Annotated in this window: 19 protein-coding genes; 10 read left to right on the top strand and 9 right to left on the bottom strand. The window is 70.1% G+C overall.

Annotated features, from left to right (window positions below; translation table 11 throughout):
- Positions 1-55: 55 nt before the first annotated feature.
- A complete protein-coding gene (locus ACQPZP_RS03380) occupies positions 56-1,375 on the top strand; it encodes a cytochrome P450 (RefSeq protein WP_433476152.1) in 1,320 nt (439 codons plus the stop codon).
- Between the two features lie 25 nt (positions 1,376-1,400).
- Here the strand turns inward: ACQPZP_RS03380 and ACQPZP_RS03385 are convergent, their stop codons facing one another.
- Together ACQPZP_RS03385 and ACQPZP_RS03390 are read right to left on the bottom strand one after the other, a co-directional pair.
- A complete protein-coding gene (locus ACQPZP_RS03385; RefSeq protein ID WP_433476153.1) occupies positions 1,401-2,759 on the bottom strand; it encodes a protein kinase domain-containing protein in 1,359 nt (452 codons plus the stop codon).
- A 101-nt stretch (positions 2,760-2,860) separates the two neighbouring features.
- Entirely contained in the window at positions 2,861-3,856 is a 996-nt protein-coding gene (locus ACQPZP_RS03390; protein ID WP_433476154.1) for a LacI family DNA-binding transcriptional regulator, read from the bottom strand.
- A gap of 203 nt (positions 3,857-4,059) precedes the next feature.
- Here ACQPZP_RS03390 and ACQPZP_RS03395 point away from each other — a divergent pair, with 203 nt between their 5' ends.
- Genes ACQPZP_RS03395 through ACQPZP_RS03410 form a run of 4 tightly spaced genes read left to right on the top strand, consistent with a single transcriptional unit; the run spans position 4,060 to position 8,978 of the window.
- On the top strand, positions 4,060-5,331 hold the full coding sequence (locus ACQPZP_RS03395; protein ID WP_433476155.1) for an ABC transporter substrate-binding protein: 1,272 nt from the start codon (positions 4,060-4,062) through the stop codon (positions 5,329-5,331).
- Complete coding sequence (locus ACQPZP_RS03400) at positions 5,328-6,287, top strand: carbohydrate ABC transporter permease (protein WP_433476156.1); 960 nt, start codon at positions 5,328-5,330, stop codon at positions 6,285-6,287. Before ACQPZP_RS03395 ends, ACQPZP_RS03400 begins: the two co-directional genes overlap by 4 nt.
- Positions 6,284-7,096: a carbohydrate ABC transporter permease gene (locus ACQPZP_RS03405; RefSeq protein ID WP_433476157.1), complete on the top strand. Its 813-nt coding sequence runs from the start codon at positions 6,284-6,286 to the stop codon at positions 7,094-7,096. Before ACQPZP_RS03400 ends, ACQPZP_RS03405 begins: the two co-directional genes overlap by 4 nt.
- The gene (locus ACQPZP_RS03410) at positions 7,089-8,978 is read left to right on the top strand and encodes a glycoside hydrolase family 127 protein (protein ID WP_433476158.1); all 1,890 of its coding nucleotides are present in this window, start codon (positions 7,089-7,091) and stop codon (positions 8,976-8,978) included. Before ACQPZP_RS03405 ends, ACQPZP_RS03410 begins: the two co-directional genes overlap by 8 nt.
- Positions 8,979-9,011: 33 nt before the next feature.
- Here ACQPZP_RS03410 and ACQPZP_RS03415 read toward each other — a convergent pair whose 3' ends face one another.
- Together ACQPZP_RS03415 and ACQPZP_RS03420 are read right to left on the bottom strand one after the other, a co-directional pair.
- Entirely contained in the window at positions 9,012-9,803 is a 792-nt protein-coding gene (locus ACQPZP_RS03415) for an alpha/beta fold hydrolase (RefSeq protein ID WP_433476159.1), read from the bottom strand.
- Positions 9,804-9,897: 94 nt separating this feature from the next.
- Complete coding sequence (locus ACQPZP_RS03420; protein WP_433476160.1) at positions 9,898-11,070, bottom strand: DUF4185 domain-containing protein; 1,173 nt, start codon at positions 11,068-11,070, stop codon at positions 9,898-9,900.
- A gap of 668 nt (positions 11,071-11,738) precedes the next feature.
- On the opposite strand from ACQPZP_RS03420, the gene ACQPZP_RS03425 reads away from it, so the two are divergent.
- On the top strand, positions 11,739-12,665 hold the full coding sequence (locus tag ACQPZP_RS03425; RefSeq protein ID WP_433476161.1) for a hypothetical protein: 927 nt from the start codon (positions 11,739-11,741) through the stop codon (positions 12,663-12,665).
- A gap of 43 nt (positions 12,666-12,708) precedes the next feature.
- Here ACQPZP_RS03425 and ACQPZP_RS03430 read toward each other — a convergent pair whose 3' ends face one another.
- A complete protein-coding gene (locus ACQPZP_RS03430) occupies positions 12,709-14,433 on the bottom strand; it encodes an RNA polymerase sigma factor (RefSeq protein WP_433476162.1) in 1,725 nt (574 codons plus the stop codon).
- A 462-nt stretch (positions 14,434-14,895) separates the two neighbouring features.
- On the opposite strand from ACQPZP_RS03430, the gene ACQPZP_RS03435 reads away from it, so the two are divergent.
- Positions 14,896-15,573, top strand: coding sequence for a hypothetical protein (locus tag ACQPZP_RS03435; RefSeq protein ID WP_433476163.1), 678 nt, complete (start codon positions 14,896-14,898; stop codon positions 15,571-15,573).
- Between the two features lie 51 nt (positions 15,574-15,624).
- On the opposite strand, the gene ACQPZP_RS03440 is transcribed toward ACQPZP_RS03435, so the two are convergent.
- Positions 15,625-16,680 carry a LacI family DNA-binding transcriptional regulator gene (locus tag ACQPZP_RS03440; RefSeq protein ID WP_433476164.1) on the bottom strand — a complete coding sequence of 352 codons (1,056 nt, stop codon included), beginning with the start codon at positions 16,678-16,680 and terminating at the stop codon, positions 15,625-15,627.
- Positions 16,681-16,692: 12 nt separating this feature from the next.
- Complete coding sequence (gene add, locus ACQPZP_RS03445) at positions 16,693-17,709, bottom strand: adenosine deaminase (RefSeq protein ID WP_433476165.1); 1,017 nt, start codon at positions 17,707-17,709, stop codon at positions 16,693-16,695.
- A gap of 183 nt (positions 17,710-17,892) precedes the next feature.
- Between add and ACQPZP_RS03450 the strand changes: the two genes are divergently transcribed.
- The 3 genes from ACQPZP_RS03450 (at position 17,893) to ACQPZP_RS03460 (ending at position 20,770) form a co-directional block, all read left to right on the top strand.
- Positions 17,893-18,105 (top strand): hypothetical protein, encoded by a 213-nt coding sequence (locus ACQPZP_RS03450; RefSeq protein WP_433476166.1) that lies wholly within the window; start codon positions 17,893-17,895, stop codon positions 18,103-18,105.
- Complete coding sequence (locus tag ACQPZP_RS03455; RefSeq protein WP_433476167.1) at positions 18,102-19,052, top strand: nucleoside hydrolase; 951 nt, start codon at positions 18,102-18,104, stop codon at positions 19,050-19,052. Before ACQPZP_RS03450 ends, ACQPZP_RS03455 begins: the two co-directional genes overlap by 4 nt.
- A 125-nt stretch (positions 19,053-19,177) precedes the next feature.
- Positions 19,178-20,770 carry a N,N-dimethylformamidase beta subunit family domain-containing protein gene (locus ACQPZP_RS03460; RefSeq protein ID WP_433476168.1) on the top strand — a complete coding sequence of 531 codons (1,593 nt, stop codon included), beginning with the start codon at positions 19,178-19,180 and terminating at the stop codon, positions 20,768-20,770.
- Here ACQPZP_RS03460 and ACQPZP_RS03465 read toward each other — a convergent pair.
- Positions 20,761-22,023, bottom strand: coding sequence for an MFS transporter (locus ACQPZP_RS03465; protein WP_433476169.1), 1,263 nt, complete (start codon positions 22,021-22,023; stop codon positions 20,761-20,763). The two genes, ACQPZP_RS03460 and ACQPZP_RS03465, sit on opposite strands and share 10 nt — an antisense overlap.
- On the bottom strand, positions 22,024-22,695 hold the full coding sequence (locus ACQPZP_RS03470) for a shikimate kinase (protein WP_433476170.1): 672 nt from the start codon (positions 22,693-22,695) through the stop codon (positions 22,024-22,026).
- Between the last annotated feature and the right edge of the window lie 85 nt (positions 22,696-22,780).

The raw sequence follows: 22,780 nt of genomic DNA on the forward strand, positions 1-22,780 counted from the left end.
TTGTGATCAACTCGGGGACAACCCAATCGAAGATCCTCATGCCGGGAGAGCGCAGATGCCCAGCGACGGCAGCACCCCATCGCAGATCCCCGGACCGCCCGCGCTGGGCGACGGTGCCGAGGCGATCGCCGCGGCCGGCGGACTGCAGAATTACCAGCTGAAACTGCACGCCGAATACGGGCCGGTGGTGCGTTTCCCGCTGCCCGGCGCGGGCACGGCGGTATCGGTCGCCGACCCGGTGCTGCTGGAGGCCACCGCGAAGATCGACAAGCGGCCGGAGAAGCTCTTCGAGTTCCTCGCCCCGCTGCAGGAGGCGGGCAACCTGCAGACCATCCCGGCGGGCGAGCACGGCCCGTGGCGCCGGGTGATGCTGTCGGTGCTGGCCGGGCGGCCCTCACACGAGGCGCACTTCGCGCAGTTCACCGCGCTGACGACCGAACTCGCCGACCGCTGGGCGAGCCAGGACGGCCCGATCGCCCTGCAGCAGGACCTGAGCGAGCTGTCGCTGCGCATGATCTGCCAGTACGCGCTCGGGAGCGGCCTGGAGTCCGCGGGTTCGGCCGGGCGGGTCGTGTCCGCGTTCGAGACCGTCCTCACCGAGTTCATGACGCAGGCGGGCCCTGGGAAGGAGAGGGCCGACGAGGCGCTGGCCTACCTCCGCGCGACGGTCGACCGGGTGCTCGTCGCGCACCGCGAACGCGGCGACGCCGAGCAGGCCGACCGCAGCGACCTGATCGCAGCCCTGGCCGCGGCGGGCGAGTCCCCGGCGCGGATCCGCGACACGGTCCTGATGACCATGCTGGCCGCCCACCACACCACCGGCGTCGCCATCTCCTGGACGCTCTACCTGCTGTCCAAGAACCCGGACGTGGCCGACCGCGTCGCCAAGGAACTGGACGAAGTGCTGGGCGACCGCGCCGTCCCCGAATATGGCGACCTCAAGCGGCTGACCTATCTGGACATGGCGCTCAAGGAGGCCATGCGGCTGTACCCGCCCGGGCCGTACGGCGCGCGGGAGGCCACCGAGGACCTTGAGCTCGGCGACCACACCGTCCCCGCCGGCACGACGATCTTCTACCCGTTCTGGGCCGTCCACATGAACCCCGAGTACTGGCCGGACCCGGAGGCGTTCGACCCCGAGCGGTTCACGCCCGAGGCGTCGGCGAACCGGCCCCGGCTGGCCTACATCCCGTTCGGGATCGGCCCGCGCAGCTGCGAGGGCGCCGCCCTCGCGATGGTCGAGGCCGAGCTGGTGCTGGCCGCACTGCTCAAGCGGTTCCGCCTGGACCTGGCGCCCGGGCAGACGGTCACGCCCATCGAACGCTTCGTCCTGTGGGCCGCAGACGACATCCACATGTCCCTCACGCCGCGGTAGCCGGCGGATTCGACGGCCCCTCGGCTCAACGGATCTCGTTGAGGATCGCGTGGAGGCGCGCGGCGCGGGAAGCGGTGAGGGCCTGCTCGCCCAGCCGGGTGTCGATCTTGTTGTGGATCTCGGCGACCCGGGCGTGCAGGTCGACCGAGGGGTTCTGCTGAAGGTCGCGGCGGAGGTTGCCGAGGACGTTGTTGAGGTCCAGGCCCACGTCGGAGCGGATCTCGCCCGCCGCGACCCCGTCGTCCACGGAGCGCCCGGCGCGTGCCAGCACCTCGTCCGGGTCCGCGGCAGAGGTGGGCCGAGGTGGGGTGGGCTCGGCCTTACGGGTGGGCTTCGGGGTGTCCATCGGGGTGGGACCGGAGGCGGTCGAGGCGGACGCCGGCGTTGACTCCGGTGCGCTTCCGGTGGGGGACGGGGCGGCGGACTCCGTCGTCGTGCGGGACACGTCCGTCGGCACCTTGGCCTCCATCGTCGGCGGCGCCATGCCGCGGTCGGACGAACCGCCCCGGAAGACCAGGATGACGATCGCCGCGACCGCGACGGCGCTCAGCAGGACGGCCGCGCGCCGCCGGACGCGGGCCCGCCGTACCGCCCGGTGCGCCCGCCGCGCCCGCCGGTGGACCGCCCGCCGCGCCCGCTCGGCCAGGATCCCGGCGCCGCCCGGCACGGCGGGGCGGCGCGGCTCGGCCGACCCGGCGAGCACCGCGGCCACCTCGGCGGCCGACGGGCGGGACGCGGGGTCGGGCAGCAGGCACCGCACATGGACGGCGGCCACCTCGTGCGGCACCTCGGACGGCAGTTCGGCCTCGGAGTCCGGCCGGCCGGTCACGGCGGCCGACAGCAGCAGGCCGAGCGCGCGGACGTCCTCGGCGGCGGCGTCGGCGACGAGCCCGCCGAGCAGCTTGCCGGTGCCGAAGTCGAGCACCTTCGGGCCGTCGTCGGTGAGGAAGACGTTGCCGGGCCTGAGGTCGTAGTGCGCGGTCCCCGCCGCGTGGGCGTGGGCGAGCGCGGAGGCCACCTGCTCGCAGAGGCGGAGCGCCTCGCGCCGGGGCAGCGGGTTGCGGCCGAGCCGGGCGGCGAGCGTCTCGCCGCTCAGCAGTTCCATGACGACGAACGGCAGCGGCACCCCGTCGGCCACGCCGCTTTCGCCGAAGTCGTGGATCGTGACAATCACCGGATGCGACAGCCGGGCCGCCTGTCGCACCTGCTCCACGAACCGGGTGCGGAACACCGGGACCGCGGCCTTGGACGCCTTGACCACCTTGACCGCGACCAGCCGGCCGAGCAGCTCGTCCCACGCGAGCCAGACCGTCGCGAAGCGGCCGGTTCCGATCTGCTCGTACAGACGGTAGCGATCGGCCAGATGCAACGGTGTCGAGCTCACGCTGAGTACCCAAACACGGGCGAGCGCGGCACGGCACGCGTTTCTGAAAAAATCTCACCTTGACCGTCATGGTCAAGGGACCGGCGCGCCTCGTGCGGGTATCAGGAGTCGCGGACGACCAGGCGGCACGGCATGCGGTGTATCCCGGCGCCGGTGTCGCCGTCGATGGCCGCGAACAGGTGCTGCGCGGCGGCGCGGCCGAGCCGGTCGAGGTTCATGTCGACGGTGGTCAGCGGCGGCCGGGCCTCGGTGGCGAACACGTCCCAGTTGTCGTAGCCGACGACGGCGATGTCGCCGGGGACGTCGCGGCCCATCTCGTGGGCGGTCTCGACGAAGCCGTAGGCGATCTGGTCGCTGCCGCAGAACACCGCGTCCACCTTCGGGTCGGCCGCGAGCAGCAGCTCGGCGGCCCTGCGGCCCCAGCGCTGCGACCAGGCGCCGTGCAGCACCTCGCCGCCGGCGAGCGGAAGCCCCGCCTCCTCCAGCACGGCGCGCATGCCCGCCGCGCGGTCGCGGGCGGCCAGGTAGTCCATCGGCCCGGTGACGTGGGCGATGCGCCGCCGGCCGCGGGTGATCAGGTGGCGGACGGCGAGCGCCGCCCCGCCCGGGTCGTCGGGGACGAACGACACGTCCGCCGGGTCGTCGGAGGGCGCGTAGGCGTACACGACGGGGACGGGCAGGCCGCCGGTGATCGACGGGCGGGGGTCGGTGCTCGTCCCCACGACGATCAGGCCGTCCACGCGGCGGGCCAGCAGCATCCGGATGTAGTGCTGCTCGCGGATGGCGTCGCCCCGGCCGTCGCAGAGCAGCACCGACATCTCCCCGGCTCCGAAGGCGTCCTCGGCGCCGAGCAGCACCGGCAGGCTGAACCGGTCGACGCCGCCGGTCAGCAGGCCGACCGTCCGGGTCCGGCCGGTCAGCAGGCCGCGGGCGAGCGCGTTGGGCCGGAAGCCGAGCTCCTCGGCGACCCGGAGCACCCGCGCGCGCGTCTCGGCGCGCACCTGGTCGCGGCCGTTCAGCGCCTTGGACACGGTGGCGGCCGAGACGCCCGCCTTCGCGGCGACGTCGTTGATCGTGGGAGCGCGCTTGTGTTCCACAGGTGCGGAAAACCTTTGCGGTCGAAGGTTGACAGACGTCTGAGACAGGCTTATAGCTTAACAAAAGCTACCGAAAACCTTTTAGGTTCTTTCGGTAAAGCTCGCGAACTGAGGAGTGAGCGAACCATGGCAGGTCCCGGAACGCCGTGGCCTTCCGGCATGGGAGCGCTCTCACGAACCTGGAGCGGCCGGAGGGAACAGCCATGATCGCGTTGCGAGCGTCCGCGGCAGTGGCGGCGCTGTTACTGGCGGGCACCGCGCTGAGCGCGTGCGGGGGGGACGACTCGGGCTCCTCCGACGAGGGCGTCACCATCACCATGTGGACGCGTTCGCCCACGGAGGCGCAGTCCCGGCGGCTGGTGGACGCCTACAACGCGTCCCACCGGAACAAGGTGAAGCTGACCGTCATCCCTGTGGACAACTACCAGCCGCGCATCGCCGCGGCCGCCGGCGCGCGAAAGCTGCCGGACGTCTTCGCCTCCGACGTCGTCTTCGTGCCGAAGTACGCCTCGCAGGGGCTCTTCCTCGACATCTCCGACCGGATCGCCAAGCTGCCGACCGCCGCCGCGCTGGCACCGTCCCACATGCGGCTCGGCACCTACGAGGGCCGCAAGTACACGCTGCCGCATACCCTCGACCTGTCGGTGCTCTTCTACAACAAGGTCCTCTACAAGAAGGCCGGCCTCGACCCCGACAAGCCGCCCAAGACCCTCAAGGAGTTCGCGCGGGACGCGACCACCATCCGCAAGAAGGTCGGCGGTGACACCTACGGGACGTTCTTCGGCGGCAGTTGCGGCGGCTGCTACGTCTTCACTTACTGGCCGTCCATCTGGGCCGCCGGAGGCGACGTGATGGACGCGCAGGGCACGCGCTCCACCATCGACGGCCCGCAGGCCCAGCAGGTCTTCCAGATCTACAACGACCTGTGGAGGAACGGCGTCGTCGACCCCGCCGCCAAGCCCGAAACAGGGGCCACCTGGACCGGTGTCTTCCCCAAGGGCAAGACCGGCCTGCTGCCGATGCCGTCCACGACCCTGGGGCTGATGCCGGACAACGACAAGGTGAAGGTGGGCGTCGCCCCCATCCCCGGACCGGACGGCGGCGAGTCCACATTCGTCGGCGGCGATTCGGTCGGCATCTCGGCGACCAGCAAGCACGCCGACGCGGCCTGGGACTTCATCTCCTGGACGGTCTCCGACCAGGCTCAGGTGGAGGTCGTCGCCAAGAACAAGGACGTGGTCGCCCGCACGGACCTGGCGAGCAACAAGTACTCCTCGGCCGACCCCCGCATCGTCCTCATCAACGGGCTGGTCGCCAAGGGGAAGACACCGTTCTCCCTGAACTTCGGCCCCACCTACAACGACCCGAACGGACCCTGGCTCCAGGTCGCGCGCTCCGCGGTGTTCGGCAACGACGTGGGCGGCGCGCTCCGCACCGGTGCGCAGAAGCTCACCGGTGCGCTCAAGCAGTCATGAACACGGTGACACCGGCACCTTCCGCGGCGGACGACACCGCCCGCCCGGCCCCCGTCCGGGCACCGCGCCGGCCGTGGTGGCGGTCGCGCGCACTCGTGGGCCTGGCCTACGCGTCGCCGACCGCCGTCATCGTCGTCGTCTTGTTCCTGGTCCCCCTGGTCATGGTGTTCTGGATGTCGCTGAACCGCTGGCCGTTGCTGGGGAACCCCACGATGAACTTCCCCGCCGACTACACGCGGGTGGGCGACAACGACCTGTTCCGCGATTCCGTCTGGTTCACCCTCAAGTACACGCTCATCATCACGGTCCTGCTCAGCGGGGCGGCACTGGGGCTCGCCCTGCTCGTCCAGGAACGAAGGCCCGGCACCGGCTTCTACCGGACCGCGTTCTTCCTTCCGTGCGCCCTCGGCTTCGCTTCCGCGTCGCTGCTGTTCTACGGGTTCTTCAGCAACTCGATCGGGCCGCTCGATCCGATGCTGCGCGGCCTCGGCATCGTGGACGAGCCGGTCGCGTGGATCGGCACACCCGGCATGGCGCTGTTCTCCACCATCACGCTGGTCCTGTGGCGGTTCGCCGGGTTCAACATGCTGATCCTGCTAACCGGCCTGCAGTCCATCCCGGTGGAGGTGTACGAGGCGGCGCGGGTGGACGGCGCCTCACGCCGGCGGGTCTTCCTCCACATCACGCTGCCGCTGCTGCGCCCTGCGATCGCGCTGATGCTCGTCCTCACGGTGACGGGCTCGCTGCTGGCGTTCGACCAGTTCTTCATCTTCACCCAGGGCGGACCGGACAACAGCACGCTGTCGATGGTCATGGTGATCTACCGGGAGGCGTTCTTCCGCTTCGACCTCGGCTCCGCCGCGGCGTTGTCGGTGGTCGTCCTCGGGGTGCTCGTCGTGTTGAACCTGCTGCAACTGCGCGTCCTGCGCCGCTGGACGGGAGGAGGGACCACATGAGGGGCGGCGGCCTGGGCTTCCATCTCACCGGTGCGTCCCTGGCGGTGCTGTTCCTGTTCCCGCTGGGGTGGAGCGCCTTCTCCTCGTTCCGCGGCCAGTCGGGCAGCGGCCAGTCCGAGGGCTTCGGATTCGGCAACTACACCCGGATGGCCGGCTACGGCGAGGGCCTGCCCACCTACCTCGGCAACAGCCTGGCCGTCTCCGCCATGACCGTGACGGGGACGCTGGCGGTGTCGGCACTCGGCGGCTACGCGTTCGCGCGGTTCTCGTTCCCCGGCAAGGACCTGCTGTTCCTGGCCACGCTGGCGATCTTGATGGTGCCGTACGCGACGATCCTCATACCGCTCTACGTGCTTCTCGGTCACCTGGGCCTGCAGGACACCCTGGTCGGGCTCAGCCTCGTGCTCATCATGTTCCAGCTGCCGTTCGCGGTGTTCATGATGCGCAACTCCTTCGAGGCCGTCCCGCGGGAACTGGAGGAGGCTGCGCTCGTGGACGGCTGCACGACCTTCACGGCCCTGCTGCGGGTGCTGCTGCACGCGGTCCGCCCAGGACTGATCACGGTGGGCCTGTTCGCCTTCCTGGCCTCGTGGAACGACTTCTTCGCGCCGCTGATCCTGATCAACGACGCGTCGAAGTTCACCCTGCCGGTCGCCACCGTCAGCATGCGGCAGCGCACGTTCGGCGCCATCGACTACGGGGCGCTGGAAGCGGGCGTGATGGTGATGGCACTGCCCTGCCTGGTCCTTTTCCTCATCCTCCAGCGGCACTACGTCCGCGGATTCATGTCGGGAGCGCTGCGTGGCTGAAGTCCCGGTACAGCCGGCCCGGGGCGTGCTGCGCCCGCTCGGAATCGACGAGGTCCACATCGCTCCGGGATTCTGGGGTGATCGGCAGGAACTGAACGCGTCCGTCATCATCGGCCACTGCCACGCGTGGATGACCCGCTCGGGCTGGATCCGCAACTTCGAGCTCACGGCCGGGCACGGAGCGCCGGGCGAGCGCCGGGGCCGCGAGTTCTCCGACTCCGAGGTCTACAAGCTGGCGGAGGCGATGTCCTGGGAGGCCGGACGCACGGGCCAGGCTCCTCCGCAGCTCGGCGAGCTGACCCGTCTCATCTCTGCGGCCCAGCAGCCCGACGGCTACCTCAACACGAAGTTCGGCCACTCCCGCTACAGCGACCTCGAAGAGGGGCACGAGCTCTACTGCTACGGCCACCTGATCCAGGCCGCCGTGGCGCGGCTGCGCACGCACGGGGAGGACGACCTGACGCGGGTGGGCCGCCTGGCGGCCGATCACGTCTGCCGGCAGTTCGACCGTGCCGGTGTGTGCGGGCACCCGGAGGTCGAGATGGCCCTGGTCGAACTGTTCCGGGCCACCGGCGACGACCGCTACCTGGAGCAGGCACGGCTCTTCGTCGAGCGCCGCGGCGCCCCCGCGCTCGCCGACATCGAGCTGGGGCGGACGTACTTCCAGGACGACGTCCCCGTCCGCCGCGCCCGGACGTTCCGCGGCCATGCCGTACGGGCGCTGTACCTGGCCTGCGGGGCGGTCGACGTAGCCGTCGAAACCGGCGACGACGAGCTGTTGCAAGCGGTGATCGGACAGTGGGAGCACACGGTGGCCACGCGCACCCACCTGACCGGCGGAATGGGCTCGCGCCACACCGGTGAGGCGTTCGGCGACGACTTCGAACTCCCCCCAGACCGCGCCTATGCCGAGACCTGCGCAAGCATCGCGTCCGTCATGCTCGCCTGGCGGCTCCTCCTGGCGACGGGTGAACCCCGTTACGCAGACCTCGCCGAGCGGACCCTCTACAACGTGGTGGCCGGCTGTCCTTCTCTTGACGGACATGCCTTCTTCTATGCCAACCCCTTGCAGCAGCGCGTCCCGGGAACGCCGCCCTCTTCCGATATCCCGAGTCCGCGGCCCGACACGAGCCTGAGAGCCCCGTGGTTCTCGGTGTCCTGCTGTCCGAACAACCTCGCGCGGACGCTGGCCAGCCTCGCCGCCTACGTCGCCACCGCCGACGACCACGGCGTGCAGCTGCACCAGCTGACCGCCTGCACCGTCCGGACAGCCCTCTCCGGCGGCAGGCGGATCGGTCTCCGTGTCGAGACGGACTATCCCTGGTCGGGATCGGTGACCGTGCGCGTAGAGGAAGCACCCGGCGGGCCTTGGCGGATCGGTGTCCGCATACCGCAGTGGGCCGAGACCGCCCGTGTCTCGTACGACGGGACGCACGACACCGTGCGCTCAGGCGTCATGACGGTCGAGCGCTCCTGGCGGCCGGGGGACGAGATCCGCCTCGAACTCCCGATGCGAGCCCGCTGGACCCGGCCCGATTCCCGCATCGACGCGCTCCGCGGCAGTGTCGCCGTGGAACGAGGCCCGCTCGTCTACTGCGCCGAGACCGTTGACGAGGACGTCCCGCTGAATTCATTGGGGGTCGACACTTCGAAGCCGCCGGCCGAGCAGGGAAGCCCGGTCGTGGGCGTCGCGGTCACCTTGACGGCGAACGCGCACGTCACCTGCCCGGACCTCCGCCAGTGGCCTTACGGTCCGGACACCACGTCGCCGGAGGACGCCCCGGTACCCCTCACCCTCATCCCGTACTACCTCCGCGGGAACAGAGGCCCCGCCCCCATGCGCGTGTGGCTCCCTGACCACACACCACCTGAAAGCTCGTGACGGCGCCCCTTCGCTCGTCGGCGGCGGGTGCGATCACTGAGGTCCGGCGAGGAATTCGGTGACGATGGTGCTGGCCTGTGGACGGCATTCCTGGAAGTAGGCATGCCGGGCGCCTGGGAAGAGGTGCGTCCGGGTGTCGGGGATGCGGGCGGCGAGCAGCGTGACGTTGTCGGGCGGTGTGAGCCGGTCCTGATCGCCGTGCAGGATCAGGGTGGGGGCGGTGATCTGGGGGAGTGCGTCCCAGGCGTCGTGGTCGTTGCTGGCCACCAGGTGTCCGCGCCGCGCGTGCGGGGGCATGCCGGGATCAGCCAGCGTCGTGTACGGGCCCGGATGGCCGGCCAGCCAGGACGGGGTGAACATGAGGTCGAGCAGGGCCTCGCGTGCCGCGGCGGGATCGGCTTGGGCGAGGGCGCGGCGGACGGTGGCGTCGCGCTCGACCGCGTGCGGGCCGCCGGGTGAGGTGCAGCCGAGGACCAGACGGCCGACCCGTCCGGGGTGGCGGACGGCGATCCACTGGGCCACGCGGCCGCCCATGGACGTGCCGTACACGTCGGCGCGCTCGATTCCCAGGTCGTCCAGGACGGCGATCACGTCCTCGGCGAAGACCTGAGTGGAGTAGGGGCCGTCGGGCCGGTCGCTGTCACCGGTGCCGCGATAGTCGACGGTGATGGTGCCGTGCGTGGTGTGGAAGTCCTCGCGCACGCCGTCCCACCAGTGGTGGTCGTTGGCCTGGCCGGCCAGCAGCACCAGCGGCCGTCCACCTCCTTCATGCTGGTAGGCGAGCAGCGTGCCGTCCTGGGCGCGGGTCCGGGCGTGCGGCATCATCTGTCCTTCCGGCGGACTGTGAACGCTGCCGGCAGGTCGCCCGCGCAAGGGACCGGGCGCCGTCCGGGGACGGCGCCCGGCGCGATGCCCTGACTCAGGACAGCATGTTGACCTTGTACTGCATGATCCGGTAGTTCGTCGAGTTGTACCACTGGCTGACGATGATGTGGAAGTTGCCGAACGTCGAGCCGGGGACGACGAACCCGCCGTACGGGCTGGCGACGAGGTTGGCCGCCTCGTGCGCGGGGTCGGACGGCACGATCATCGTCTGCTCCAGCGTCTTCGTCAGATCCGCGGTCGGGAGCGGGAAGACCATCGAGCGGATCGACAGCGGGTTCATGTTCAGCCACGTGAGAACGTACTTGCCGTCCATGGCGCGGAAGCAGATCTCGCCCCATTTGCGAACGCCGAAGACGGTCGTCGGCGCCGGAGCGCCCCAGCGCCAGTCACCGTCGACGAAACCCCACGGCTCGTAGGCGTCGGGGTTCCCGAGGCTGTCCTTGCGCACCCGGTGCAGCAGCATCCCCGAGTCGACCTCACGGTTGAAGACCGTGGAAAGGACGTAGCAGTACCCGTCGTCGGCCACGGCGTAGGTCTTCTGCTGGAACTGGCCGCCGTGCAGGTCACCCGGCCACTGGCACAGGTACTCCCACGTCTCGCCGTTGTCGGTGGAGCGCCAGAAGTCGGTGTGGTGGGTGTCGTAGATGACGCCGCGCATGAGGTGCATGTACATCACGCCGTCGACGACGAACGCGTCGGACGGGATCGCCGTCGTCGCCTTGTCGCCGACCGGGTTGTGCGGCTCGTCGACGAGGGCTCTGGCGTGGCCGCCGCCGACGCTCCCGTCGATGTGCAGGTTGTTCACGTCACCGTTGCTGGAACGCAGGCCGACCGGGGCGCGCCAGTCGTCGGCGGGCTCACCCGGGTTCGGCACATGGTCGCCGTTGAAGGTGTCGCCGCAGACGAACAGCATGGTGCCGTCCGGGCACCGCACGGGGATGCCGAGGTCGGTCCACGGCGAGGCGAACGGGCCGGTCTCGGCGGGGCCGCTGAGGTTCTTCACCTTGGTCGCGAGCGTCGGGCTGGACGGGTCGCCCGGCCCGCCGGCGGTCATCACCGCGGCCTTCTTCTGCGCGTTCTGGCTGAGCCCGGCCCAGCCCGCCCCGACGACTCCGGCCCCCACGGCGACACCGGCGCCGATCTTGAGGAACCTGCGGCGGGAGGTCCCGCCGGTCGTCGCGTCCTTCTCGTCCGATGGAGGTGTCATCCGCCGATGCCTTCCAGGTCGACTCACGTGAACGGGGAGATGCCCTTGGCACAGCTGCCCTGGGCGAGAGTGAGCGGGATCCGGTCGTCCGGCCACAGGGTCAAAAGAACATCGTCGTCTGTTTTACAGCAAGATGACCAGAGTCGCCAGACCGTGACACTCAGTGAACCGATCCCGTCCCCATTCGCCCTGGTGGGCGACGGTGAGACTGCCTGTACGGCGATGGCCAGGTCCGTGACGTCGGTCACGTGCCAGGTGTGCGGGCCATCGCATCGGCATCAGGCGGACGGCGCCCCCCCCCCCCCGCGCAGGGGCTGCCCGTACCCACCACCGAGGGGACGGGCCGGCATGTCCGCCGGGCGATGGGTTCCCGGGAACTTCGAATGCATCGGAGTGAATATATGGCGTCTATATAATTCGCCTCCATTCTGATAAGGTGGTGAGGTAAGTGACAACTGAAAGCGTTCCGGCTCTTCAGTTGCTCCGCGAAAGCGGGCGCAATTAAGGGGCCGGAACCGATGTTCTCGTGACCCCTTTGCGCGCCCCAACAAACTGGGGGTCTCGTGAATACGAAAAAGGGGCGTCTGCGTAATTTACTCGCAGCGCTTCGTGCGCGTTGGGAATTGCAGTTAAATGATCCTCGCGTCGCGAACAGGGTAGTAATCGGTATGGTCGTGTTCGCCAATTCGGTGGGCGTTGTCAACGGCTACATGTTGGCGGTCACGGGCGTAACAAAGAACATTGGACCGGTGACGACGGCTTTTGTCATCATCCTCTCCGGAACGCCGGTCTTCTGGTACGTGTACAAGCCGGAGTTGCGGAGCCGCTGGTTCGTCTGGAAGCAGGCCCTCCTCATGGGCGTCGCTCTGGGAGTGAACAACATGTGCTTCCAGACCGTCCTGAGGTGGGTGCGGCTAGCGGTTGTGGAGCCGCTGTCGTTCCTGTGCACCGCGGCGTTCATGATCGGCGGCGTTGTCGTCGAGGACGTCAGGAGCAAGAAATACTCGACCGTCCTGTGGCCGGTGCTGGCAGGGCTGGGGATCTGGGCCCTGGCGACCGACACGGCCGAGGGTAAGGGCGGTGGGGTCTTCACCAAGGCGATCCCGCAAATCCATGTCCTGGATCATCGGATTCCCGGATGGATCCTGGGTGTGGGTCTCCTGCTCTCCACTGCGGGCACATACGCCTTCTTGCAGTGGCGGCTTGAGGTGGTGGACAACGGCATCAAAGGGAAAGCCAATACCCTTGCCGGTATTCCCGGTGTCGCCATTCTGGCAGTGGGCGTGTGGGCCATGGAAGGCAGTTGGGGAGGCGTGACCATTAGCGACTGGCCATACCTCCTGGCATGCGTGGCCAACGGAGTACTCGGCGCGCTGCTCGGCGGCGTGGTGCTCGTGAAGGCCTACGAGCATGAGCTTCGGGCGTCGACGACCGCAATGCTCCTACCGCTGCGAACCCTCCTCGGAACATCCCTCGGGATGGCCGTGGAACAAGTGGCCCCCGGTCCGTTGGGACTGGTGGCGATCGTCTCGATCCTCGTCGGCTCGTACGGGGCGGCGAAGATCCAGAGCCGGAAGAAGGCCGGCTCTGGCTGATCTGGCGGCGGGGAGGCCATCCTCCCCGCCGTTCACGTCCCGGTCACAACGGGCCGATCTTCGTGCGCTGGCGGACCGTCATCGGATCCTCCGGCGCCGCGCGTGTGAGGTACTGCGGGACTGGGCCGTCGTCTCCGCCGGTGTCCCGCACCAACCCGTAGCGCACGGGATGACCGGGGGCGGACGGCGGCTCGTTGACGTCGTCGGCGATCTCCGTCCAGGTCACGGGCATGAGGTAGATGTTGTAGTCGGCTCCCTTTTCGTTCTGGTGCAGCGTCACGCTGCCGTCCACGTAGTAGAACTCGTTCTGCCACATCTGCTGGGCGCCGCCGGGGAGCACGGCGTATCCCGCGTCCGGCTGGCCCATCCAGGTGTGGGCGGAGCTCTGGCCGGGCTTGGCGTCGTCCATCCGGTGGCCGCCACCGGAGGCCACGTGGAAGAGCCTGCCTTTGAGGCCCGTCCAGGTGGGCATCTGCATGTGCCCCGCCCGCTGCGCGAAGGCCACCTGCCAGCGGACCTGGAAGTACCCCTTCCCTGCGACGGTCAGCTGCTCGCCGCGGTGCACCATCCCATACGCCCGCCCCGGAGTCAGGGAGTTGTAGCGGCCGGTGATGGTAAGGGCCCGGCCGGTCGGGCGTCTGGGCAGGGCACGGGGCCGGCGGTTCGGTGGTGGCGTGGCCTCGGCTCCGTCGACGGTCTCCCCGTACGCCGACCGCTTTTCGGGGCGCGCCTTGGGCCGTGACGGAGCGGGTGAAGGGGGGACGGCCCGCGCCGTGACCGACGCACTCGTGCGCGGCGCGGCCGCGTCGCCGCGGTCGACGTCACGAGGAATGGTGCCGTAGACGACCGCCGCACCACCGGCCACGGTGACGGCCCCCGCGGTCGCCACCGCAACCGGCTTCGCCCACAGCGCCTGCACCGCATGCACCAGCCGTTCCGCCACTCCTGCGGCGTGCGCGCCGCCGATGGCACCTCCGCCCCCGCCGCCGAGGAGTGCGCCCGCCGTGAGGCCGACGGGCAGCGGTGTCAGCGCCAGCCCGGCCAGCAGCCCCTCCGCGGGCAGCAGGTCGGCCCAGTGCCGGGCGCACTCGGGACACTCGCGGGTGTGCCGGGCCAGCCGCTTGCGCCACAGGGCGGAGGGCTTGCCGTTCCACTCCGATGCCGCCGCCTGCAGGTCCAGGCAGCTCGGCGTCGTCCGCAGTGCCCGGACGACGGCGCGGGCGGCGTCCAGCCGGGCCTTCATCCGCTGCACCCGGACGGCGGCGTGCCGCGGTGTGATCTCGCATGCCGCCGCGAGCTCGTCCCTGGTGAGCTCCCCGGCGGCCTCCAGCCACCACAGCGACAGAAGCTGCCGTTCGTCCGGCTCCAGCCAGCGGGTCGCCTCCGCGACCTCGCGCCGCTGACCGGTCAGGCCCAGCCGGAGAACGGACAGGTCCACGAAATCGGCGCCGGGGTCGGCGGCCTCCTCGGGCAGCTCCGCGGCGGGCCGCTTCCGCCGGGCGCGCCAACGGTCGCGGACCTGACTCATCGCGATCGCCACCAGCCAGGAACGGAACCGGTCCGGATCCTGCAGATCCGGCAGGCCGCGGACGACCCGCAGCATGGTCTCCTGGACGACGTCGTCGACATCCGCGTGGCCGTCCAGGGCCCGGCCGACGATGTTGTACACCAGCGGCAGCCAACCCTCGACCAGCGCGTCCAGCGCGCGCTGGTCGCCCGCCCTGGCCGCCGCCATGGTGACGGCATCCGGCAGCTCCGTCGAGCGCATCCCTCTCCTTCCGCCTCGGCTCACGAACCCTGCTGCTGAGGAGACGAGTGAGGACAAGGCGAATAACGGATTTCTGTTATCGGCTTGGACGTGGCGCGTCTCCACCCCTGGGCCGGTCCTGGGGGCGGCCCGGCGACAGGACGAGGACCGGCATCGGGAAGGAGACGCCAGATGCGTCGATCGACAAGGAATCCTAGGCGAACCCGCAGGTCGGCGGCGGTGGCCGCCGGGGTGGTGACCATCACCGCCGTCGCAGGCACGGCGGCGTACGCGTCGGGGCCCCGGGCGGGCTGGTGGGGCCGGCATGACTCGCCCCGGATGCACGACAGGTCCGTGGCCGACGCCACGCACCGGCCGCGCCACAGCCCCGTTCCGCCCACGAGCGGCCGTACCCGGGCGGCCAGGTCGTCCGCCACGCCGACTCCATCGCACTCCGCCCGAGCGGCCCGTAAGGCGGCCCCTGTGTACGGCGTCAACGTCGACGAGGCCGACGCGGCGCCGCCGAGGACGCGGCGTCCCGCCTCTCTGCCAAGGCGACCGGCAGGTGAGATCACCGCGGTCGCCGGGAAGTACCAGAATCCCGTGAAGGGCTACATCGGCGGTAAGTACGTGATGATGCACCGCGACGACAACGTGACCCTCAAGGGCCGCGGCTACGTCCGGGTGAGGTACGAGATCGCGTGGTTCAACCGGCCCGGCAGCATGGTCATGCCCACCTGGACGGGCCTCAAGGGCAGGCTCTTCCACGTCGCTTCCGGCGGCCTGCGGCGTATGGACGACGCGAAGCCCGGCCAGAGTTCCGCCTACACGTGGATGGGCGAGCCCGGCAAGGGCTACGTCGTGCTCCCGAAAGACGCTCAGCAGATGTGGCAGAACGAGTTCTTCTACCTCGACGGCGAGGTCACTCTGACCAACCACGAGCAAGGCGCCGACTACAACATCACCGCCACGCCCGTCACCTGGGACGAGGTGACCACGGACATCACCACTCCCCGCCCCGCCGACCCCGCGCGCATCGGATGGGTCCGGTACGGGCTGGTCCGCGACACGGGTGACGACGGTGCTCCGGTTCCGCAGTACGCGACCCGGCAGGTCACCGGCGACCCGGCGCGTGTCGCGCAGAACTCGAACCTCAGGTAGGTCCCCCTCGGCCCGGCGGCGGGGAACCGCCCTTTCCCCGCTCCATCACGCTCACTGATCGGATGGTCGGTGCGGTGGTGCGGTGGACGCGCGCGGCACCAAGGTCATGGGTAGGGGACGAGGCGTTGCGGCCTGGCCGTCGAGCGCCTGGAGGAGTGTCTGGAGGGCGACGGCACCCAGTTCCTCGGCAGGTGCCACGACGGTGGAGAGCTGAGGCGTCGCGGCCTCGGAGAGCAGGGTGCCCGCGAAGCCCATGATCGACAGATCACCGGGGACCGCGATGCGCAGGTCATGGGCCGCCATCAGCGCACCGGCGGCGAGCAGGTCGTCGTCGCAGAACAGGGCGGTCGGCCGCGGCGTCATGGACAGGATCTGGTGGGCGGCGCCGCGCGCGGCCTGCAGGCTGAAACCCGCCAGCACCTCCGGGCTCTCGGCGGCGCCGACGCCCGCCCGGTCGAGCTCGCGGCGCCATCGCGACGCCCGGGCCTTGAAGGTCGTGGGCGGCAGATCGGTTCCGAGGTGCGCGATCCGGCGGTGGCCGAGTTCGAGCAGGTGCCCGACCGCCGCCGCGGTGCCCTGCCGGACGTCGAGGAGAGCGCTGGTGAACCCGTCGGCGACCGCCTCGATGAGGACGGTCGGTCCGGGCGCGGTGGAGGCCGGCGGCTCGATGCCGAACAGCATCATCCCGTCGATGGCCGCGGCGTTGAGGGCCTCCATCGCGGTGAGCTGCCAGGTCCTCTCGGGGCCGGGCTCGATGAGCGCGACGGTGACTCCGTCCGCGCGCCCGGCCCGCTGTGCGCCGCGCAGCACGTGGCCGATGAAGGGGTTGGTGACGTCCGGCACCAGGAGGCCGACCGTACGGGCGCGTCCGGCCCGCAGGGTGCTGGCGGAGGCGTGCGGCCGGTAGCCGAGTCGCGTGGCGGCGTGCCGCACGCGTTCTTCCACCTCGGCCGAGACTCGCCCGGCCGTCTTGCCCGAGAACACCAGGGACACCGTCGACTGCGACACACCGGCCAGTTCGGCGACGTCATGGCCGGTCGGACGGCGGTGCGCGGCGCCCGCGCCTTCGGGTGAACGCGGGGATCGGCCGGTCGTGCTGTCGGTCATGGCGCGGCGATCCTAGCCGGAACCCGGGCCGGGGTGGGCGGCCGCGAACGTCCGCATCAGCTCGCGCCGGACCGCGGGCGCGGCGAAGGACGCTTCGACGGCGGCCATGTTGCTGCGGGCCAGGTCGGCGGACGTCCAGCCGAAGACGTGCCGCAGGCGTTCGTACTCCTGGTCCAGGGTCACGTTGGCGACGGTGCGCGCGTCGGTGCTGATGGACAGTGCGACCCCGGCCCGTCTGAGCCGGTCGACCGGGTGATCGGCGTAGGACGGCATCAGATCCCCCATCGTCTGGACATTGGACGTGGGGCATACCTCCAGATGGACGCCCCCGGCGATGAAGCGTTCGAGGGTGCGCTCGTCCTCGATGCAGCGCACCCCGTGCCCGATCCGCTCGGGACGCAGGTGATCCAGGACGTCGTCGACGCCGTCCGCGCCGCGTGCCTCGCCGGCGTGCGCCGTGATCCGCACCCCGTGCTCGCGTGCGTGGCGGACTGCCGCGATGTGCGGGTCGAGCCCGAATCCCGCCTCGTCGCCCGCAAGGTCGAACCCGGTGACCAGGCCGTCCTCCAGCCGCGCGGCGGCCAGGCGGGCCGTCGCCATGCTCGCGTCGGCGTCGAAGTGCCGCAGCGTGCACAGGATGACGCTCGCCTGCACTCCCGTCGCGGCGACTGCTTCGGCGACTGCGGACTCGACTACCTCGACGACGTGTTCGGGTCGCATCCCACCCGCCGTGTGCAGCAGCGGCGCGAACCGGATCTCGGCGTAGGCCACATTGTCCGCGACCAACTGCGTGAACAGGTCATCGGTGACCAGGCGCAGGGCCCGCGGCGTCTGCATGAGCTGGACGATCCTGGAGGGCCTGGTGAGGAAGTCGACCAGGCTCGCGCATTTTGCGGGAGCGACGTAGTCGCGCAGGTACTCGGTCAGGGTCGTCCCTGGTCGCAGTGCGGCGACACAGGCGTAGCTGACGCAGCAGTCCAGATGTAGATGCAGCTCTGCCTTGGGCTGCACCCGGGGCAGTACCTCCACCGGCCACGGCTCCTTTCCGGTCTCATCGAACGTATAACTCTCACGGCCTAAATCGCCTGTATTGACGGACATCATACGTTTGACTTACCGTCCTTGGCGTCACCGTACAGCGGGCGAAGTGGGGGCCTTGTCGTGCCGTTGGTCACAAGAGATCGGAGGGGCTCGGTCGTGGTCATCACGTTCATGAGGGTCGTCTTGGCGGCCGTCGCGGGCGCCGCCGTCGTCTCGGACGACGGCACCCGGCGGTACGAGGCGGAACCGGGCGGTGTGATCGAGGGCGGCCTCGTGGGAGCCGTCTACGCCGACCCGGGCCCCAACGGCGGTTCGGCCGTCGGCCTCGAACGGGCCTTGCGGATCCTCCACGGCGTGCGAGCCGCGGCGGAGCGGCCCGCATGAGCATGCCCGCCCTGCCTTTGGTCATTGACACCGATACCGGCTCCGATGATGCGGTCGCCCTGTTGCTGGCCGCCGCCAGTGGCATGGGGGACATCCGCGCGGTGACCACGGTGGCGGGCAACGTGCCGGTGGAGACCGGAACCCGCAACGCCCTGATCTCGTTGCAGACCGCGGGTCGCTCAGACATCCCGGTGTACGTCGGCTGCCAACGCCCCATGACGCGTGCCCTGTCCAGCGCCCAACACGTCCACGGCCAGGACGGCATGGGCGACATCGGCCTGCCCGACCCCCTTGCCACGCCTCAGGAAGTGCATGCGGTCGAGGTCCTGCTGTCCCTGCCGCGCAGGCACCCGGGAGAACTCACGCTGGTCACGCTCGCGCCGCTGACCAACATCGCCGCCGCTCTGCTGCGCGACCCGCTGCTGCTGTCGCGGTTCAGGCACGTCTACTGCATGGCGGGCGCCGCCGATCTGGCGGGCAACGTCTCACCCACCGCCGAGTTCAACGTCTGGGCCGATCCCGAGGCCGCCCGCGTCGTCACCCAGGCCGCCACCCCTGACAAGGTGACGTGGATCGGCTGGGACGTCTCCCGCCGGGACGCGGTGATGACCCCGGCCGATCAGCGGCGCCTGAAGCAGATCGGCACCCCCATGGCCACCTTCGCCCATCGCATCAACCGCACCGTGGCCGACTGGGCCCGCGACGTCACCGGCCTGGCCGGCTACGACCTGCCCGACCCGGTGGCCATGGCCGTCGCCCTCATGCCCGGACTGGTCATCGAGCGGGAACAGGCTTATGTCGACATCGCCACGGACGGCCTGACCCGCGGGCAGATGGTCATCGACCGCCGGGTGACCGCTCCGCCTCCGAACCTCACCCTGGTCCGCCGCGTGGACGAAGCCGGTTTCAAAGAACTGCTCTTCGACACCGTCGCCGCATCGGGCTGAAATCTGCGTCACGGATGCGGATTCGGGCCGTGACCTGCTCTTTCAATTGCGTTGATCAGTATTTTCGGTTCTTGCCCGGATGGAACGGGGACTACAGCGGAGGTAGCCGATCACCGGGAGTCATCGTGGAGAACGATGCGTGCGGCGGGACCGATTCCGGCGGTCGCGCCATGGCGTCCGCGGACACGGCGGAGCCTCCCGGAACGGCGCGGCGAATGCTTGGGGGGCGCGTCCTGCCGGTGCTGGTCTTGATGCTCACCCTGGTCGGCGCCTGCTCCTCCGGGACGCACCACCGTGATTCCGGCCGGAAGGAGGCGGCAAAGGAGGCGGGGACGGAGGCGGCCTCGCCCGCCGAGAACGGGAAACGCGGTGACGCGGACTGGCGGATCCGCCGCCAGGACATGGGATCCGAGCACGAGATCGAGGGCTACGCCGACCACGTCAGTGTGCTGCCGGGCGAGCGTTTCCGGTTGTTCGTCTCCACCACGACCGCCGGGTTCACCGCCCAGGCGTTCAGGATGGGCTGGTATGGCGGCGCACAGGCGCGCCGGGTATGGCGGTCCGGGTTCAACCCCGGCGTCCGGCAGGCGGCCGCCCACGTCGACAAGACGACCCGGACGGTGTCGGCTCCGTGGCGGCCGTCGCTGACCGTTACCACCTCGGGGTGGCCCGACGGCAGCTATCTGATCATGCTTACCGCCGCCTCGGGCGCGCGGCGGTACGTGCCGGTGACCGTCCGTTCGCCCAGCGCGGCGGGGCGCGTCGTCGTGCTGAACGCGACCACCACCTGGCAGGCCTACAACCTCTGGGGCGGTTACGACCTGTACAAGGGGCCGTCAGGAGGGCCGGACGACCGGGCCACCGCGGTCAGCTTCGACCGGCCCTACGACGGTTACGGTGCAGGCAAGTTGCTGGTCTACGAGCAGCCGGCGATAGCACTCGCCGAGAGGCTCGGCGTGCCGCTGGCGTATGCGACCGACAACGACCTGCACGCCGATCCCGGCCTGCTCAAGGGCGCGCGTGGCCTGTTGACCCTCGGCCATGACGAGTACTGGTCGTCCGCTATGAGGCAGCACGCCACCGAGGCCCGTGACCACGGCGTCAACATCGCCTTTCTCGGCGCCAACGCGGTCAACCGGCACATCCGGTTCGGCCCCACTCCGCTGGGGGCCGACCGATTGGTGGTCTGTTACAAGGACGCCGACGCCGACCCCGTCTCGCGTACCGACCCGGCCGAGTCGACTCAGGACTGGCGGCTGCCGCCGAAGCCGCGGCCGGAGAGCGACCTCATCGGCATCCAGTACACGTGCCTTTCGGTCGAGGGCGCCTTCACCGTCCAGCGCCCCGGCTTCTGGCTCTTCAAGGGCACCGGGGTGCGCGCCGGAACACGGTTCCCCGGCGTCGTCGGCCCCGAGGCCGACGCGCTCAATCGCGACGGCCCCACCCCGTCCACGCTGGAGATCGTCGCCAGTTCACGGGTCACCTGCAGGAACCGCCCGGCCGTCGCGCACGCTTCGTACTACACCACCGACCGAGGGGCCGGCGTGTTCGCGACCGGCACCTTGGGCTGGGTCTGCGCCATGCGCGGCCCGGCCTGCGGTCACGGCGTGACCGAGGCGGGACGCCGGTTCGTCACGCAGGTCACTCAGACGCTCATCCGCGGCATGGCTGCGGGACCCCTCGGACGTGTCCACCCGTCCCGCCCCAACTACCGTTGAATCCTGCTCCGTCGGGTCAGGTCCGCCGCGGCATCGGTGAGAGTCTTGCGGGGGAGCATCACGGCCGCCACCAGCAGCGGGGTGAGGGCGGACATTGCGCCGCCCAGCGTCATCGTGAAGCGCGGCCCCACCAGTTCGGCCAGCTTGCCGATCAGCGGTCCGCCGAGCGGGTTGGTGCCCAGGAAGACCAGCATGTAGAGCGCCATCACCCGGCCGCGCATGGCCGCGGTGACGCCGAGTTGCATGGTGGCGTTGGCGGACGTCGTGAACGTCAGCACCGCGGTGCCGGTGGGCACCAGCAGTAACAGGAACAGCCAGTACCACGGCATCAGCGAGACCGCCACCTCCAGCGTCCCGAACAGCACCGCCGAACCGATCAGAAGCCTGCGGGTCGGGCGTACCCGGCGGGCCGCCACCAGTGCGCCTACCAGGGCGCCGAGGGCCAGCATCGTGGAGGCGAGCCCGAACGAGGACGCCCCGGTGTGGAAGACCTCCTTGGCGATCAGCGGGGTGGTGACCGCGAAGTTCATCCCGAACGTCGCCACGAACCCCACCAGCAGCAGCACCATGACCAGGTCGCGGCGGGCCCGCACGTATCTCAGGCCCTCCCGCAGCTGACCCTTGGCGCGGGCCACCGGCTCGGCGGTGTGCAGCTCGTCGGCCCGCAGGAACGCCAGGGAGGCCAGCACCGCGACGAACGACGCCGCGTTGACCAGGAAGACCGGGCCGGTGCCGATCGCCGCGATCAGCAGTCCCGCCGCCGCCGGGCCGAGCACCCGGCCGATGTTGAAGCAGGCGCCGCCCAGCGCGATCGCATTGGGCAGATCGGTCTTGCCGACCATTTCCACGACGAAGGCCTGCCGGGCCGGGTTGTCCACCACCGTCGCGATGCCCAATCCGAACGCCAGTGCGTACACCTGCCACAATTGTGCGCTGCCCGTGATGGCCAGCACCCCGAGCGCGAGCGCGAGCAGGCCCATCGACGCCTGCGTGATCACCAATACGCGGCGCTTGGAGTAGCGGTCGGCGACCACGCCGCCCCACAGCCCGAACAGCAGCATCGGCAGGAACTGCAGGCCGACGGTGATGCCGAGCGCCGTGCCGTCGTTGTGACTCAATTCCAGCATCAGCCAGTCCTGAGCGACCCGCTGCATCCAGGAACCGGTATTGGACACGAGTGACCCGGCGGTGAACAACCGGAAGTTGCGGTTGTGCAGTGATCGGAACGTCGGCGTCGGCCGCCCCGCCGCCACCTAGCCTTCAAGGCCGAACACCGCGGAGACCTGCCGCGCGAGGTCTTCCTCGGCGAGCGTGGAGTCCACGCCGACCGTGTGGAGGCCCAGGTCTCGGGTCTGGTCGGTGAGCCGGTCGGTGAACAGCGCGTCGCGCTGCAGCAGGTTCCGCAGGGCGTGCTGCGGGTCGCCGGTCTTGGCGATGAAGCCCCATGCGGGGCCGCCACGGCCGTCGAAGACTTCCTGGCGGAAACCGGGTGTCGGCAGCAGCCACACGGCGTGGCCCACCTCGGCGAGCAGGGGCCGGACGAGATCGGGCAGCAGCCGGAATCCTTCGGCGACCACCGGCCGGTCGGCCGGGAGAGCGAGAAGGTCTTCGACGATCAGGTCGAAGCCCTCGCCGTGGAACCAGTGGAAGGTGTCGAGCATCTCGTGCGGGCTTCGGCTCACCCATCGTTCGTCCATGTCCATGGCGGCGAACCTGCCGAGGTAGGGAGCCTGCTCCGGCGGCATTCGGCGGGCGTGGTCGGGCATGACCGCGTCGGTGTCGTACAGCCGCATCCCGTGCCTGTCGGCGAGTCGCCGGGCGATGGTGGACTTCCCGGATCCGCTGCCTCCGCCGATCCAGTAGACGTGGCTCAACCGCTCCCGCAGGACGTCGGGATGAGTCCCGTCATGCAGCGCAGAGTGCATTCGTTGGCTCCTCGGGAATGCCTATCGGCCCGTGACGTCACCGCTGCCGCGGCGGTGAGCGGTCTGATAGAGGTCAATGTACTTA

It is taken from the genome of Spirillospora sp. CA-142024, from assembly GCF_050942325.1.
GTDB lineage: Bacteria > Actinomycetota > Actinomycetes > Streptosporangiales > Streptosporangiaceae > Spirillospora.

Coding starts and splice junctions, on each gene's coding strand:
- ACQPZP_RS03380 (WP_433476152.1), top strand. CDS start 56: ATGCCCAGCGACGGCAGCACCCCATCGCAGATCCCCGGACCGCCCGCG.
- ACQPZP_RS03395 (WP_433476155.1), top strand. CDS start 4,060: ATGATCGCGTTGCGAGCGTCCGCGGCAGTGGCGGCGCTGTTACTGGCG.
- ACQPZP_RS03400 (WP_433476156.1), top strand. CDS start 5,328: ATGAACACGGTGACACCGGCACCTTCCGCGGCGGACGACACCGCCCGC.
- ACQPZP_RS03405 (WP_433476157.1), top strand. CDS start 6,284: ATGAGGGGCGGCGGCCTGGGCTTCCATCTCACCGGTGCGTCCCTGGCG.
- ACQPZP_RS03415 (WP_433476159.1), bottom strand. CDS start 9,803: ATGATGCCGCACGCCCGGACCCGCGCCCAGGACGGCACGCTGCTCGCC.
- ACQPZP_RS03420 (WP_433476160.1), bottom strand. CDS start 11,070: ATGACACCTCCATCGGACGAGAAGGACGCGACGACCGGCGGGACCTCC.
- ACQPZP_RS03425 (WP_433476161.1), top strand. CDS start 11,739: ATGGTCGTGTTCGCCAATTCGGTGGGCGTTGTCAACGGCTACATGTTG.
- ACQPZP_RS03430 (WP_433476162.1), bottom strand. CDS start 14,433: ATGCGCTCGACGGAGCTGCCGGATGCCGTCACCATGGCGGCGGCCAGG.
- ACQPZP_RS03440 (WP_433476164.1), bottom strand. CDS start 16,680: ATGACCGACAGCACGACCGGCCGATCCCCGCGTTCACCCGAAGGCGCG.
- ACQPZP_RS03450 (WP_433476166.1), top strand. CDS start 17,893: ATGAGGGTCGTCTTGGCGGCCGTCGCGGGCGCCGCCGTCGTCTCGGAC.
- ACQPZP_RS03455 (WP_433476167.1), top strand. CDS start 18,102: ATGAGCATGCCCGCCCTGCCTTTGGTCATTGACACCGATACCGGCTCC.
- ACQPZP_RS03470 (WP_433476170.1), bottom strand. CDS start 22,695: ATGCACTCTGCGCTGCATGACGGGACTCATCCCGACGTCCTGCGGGAG.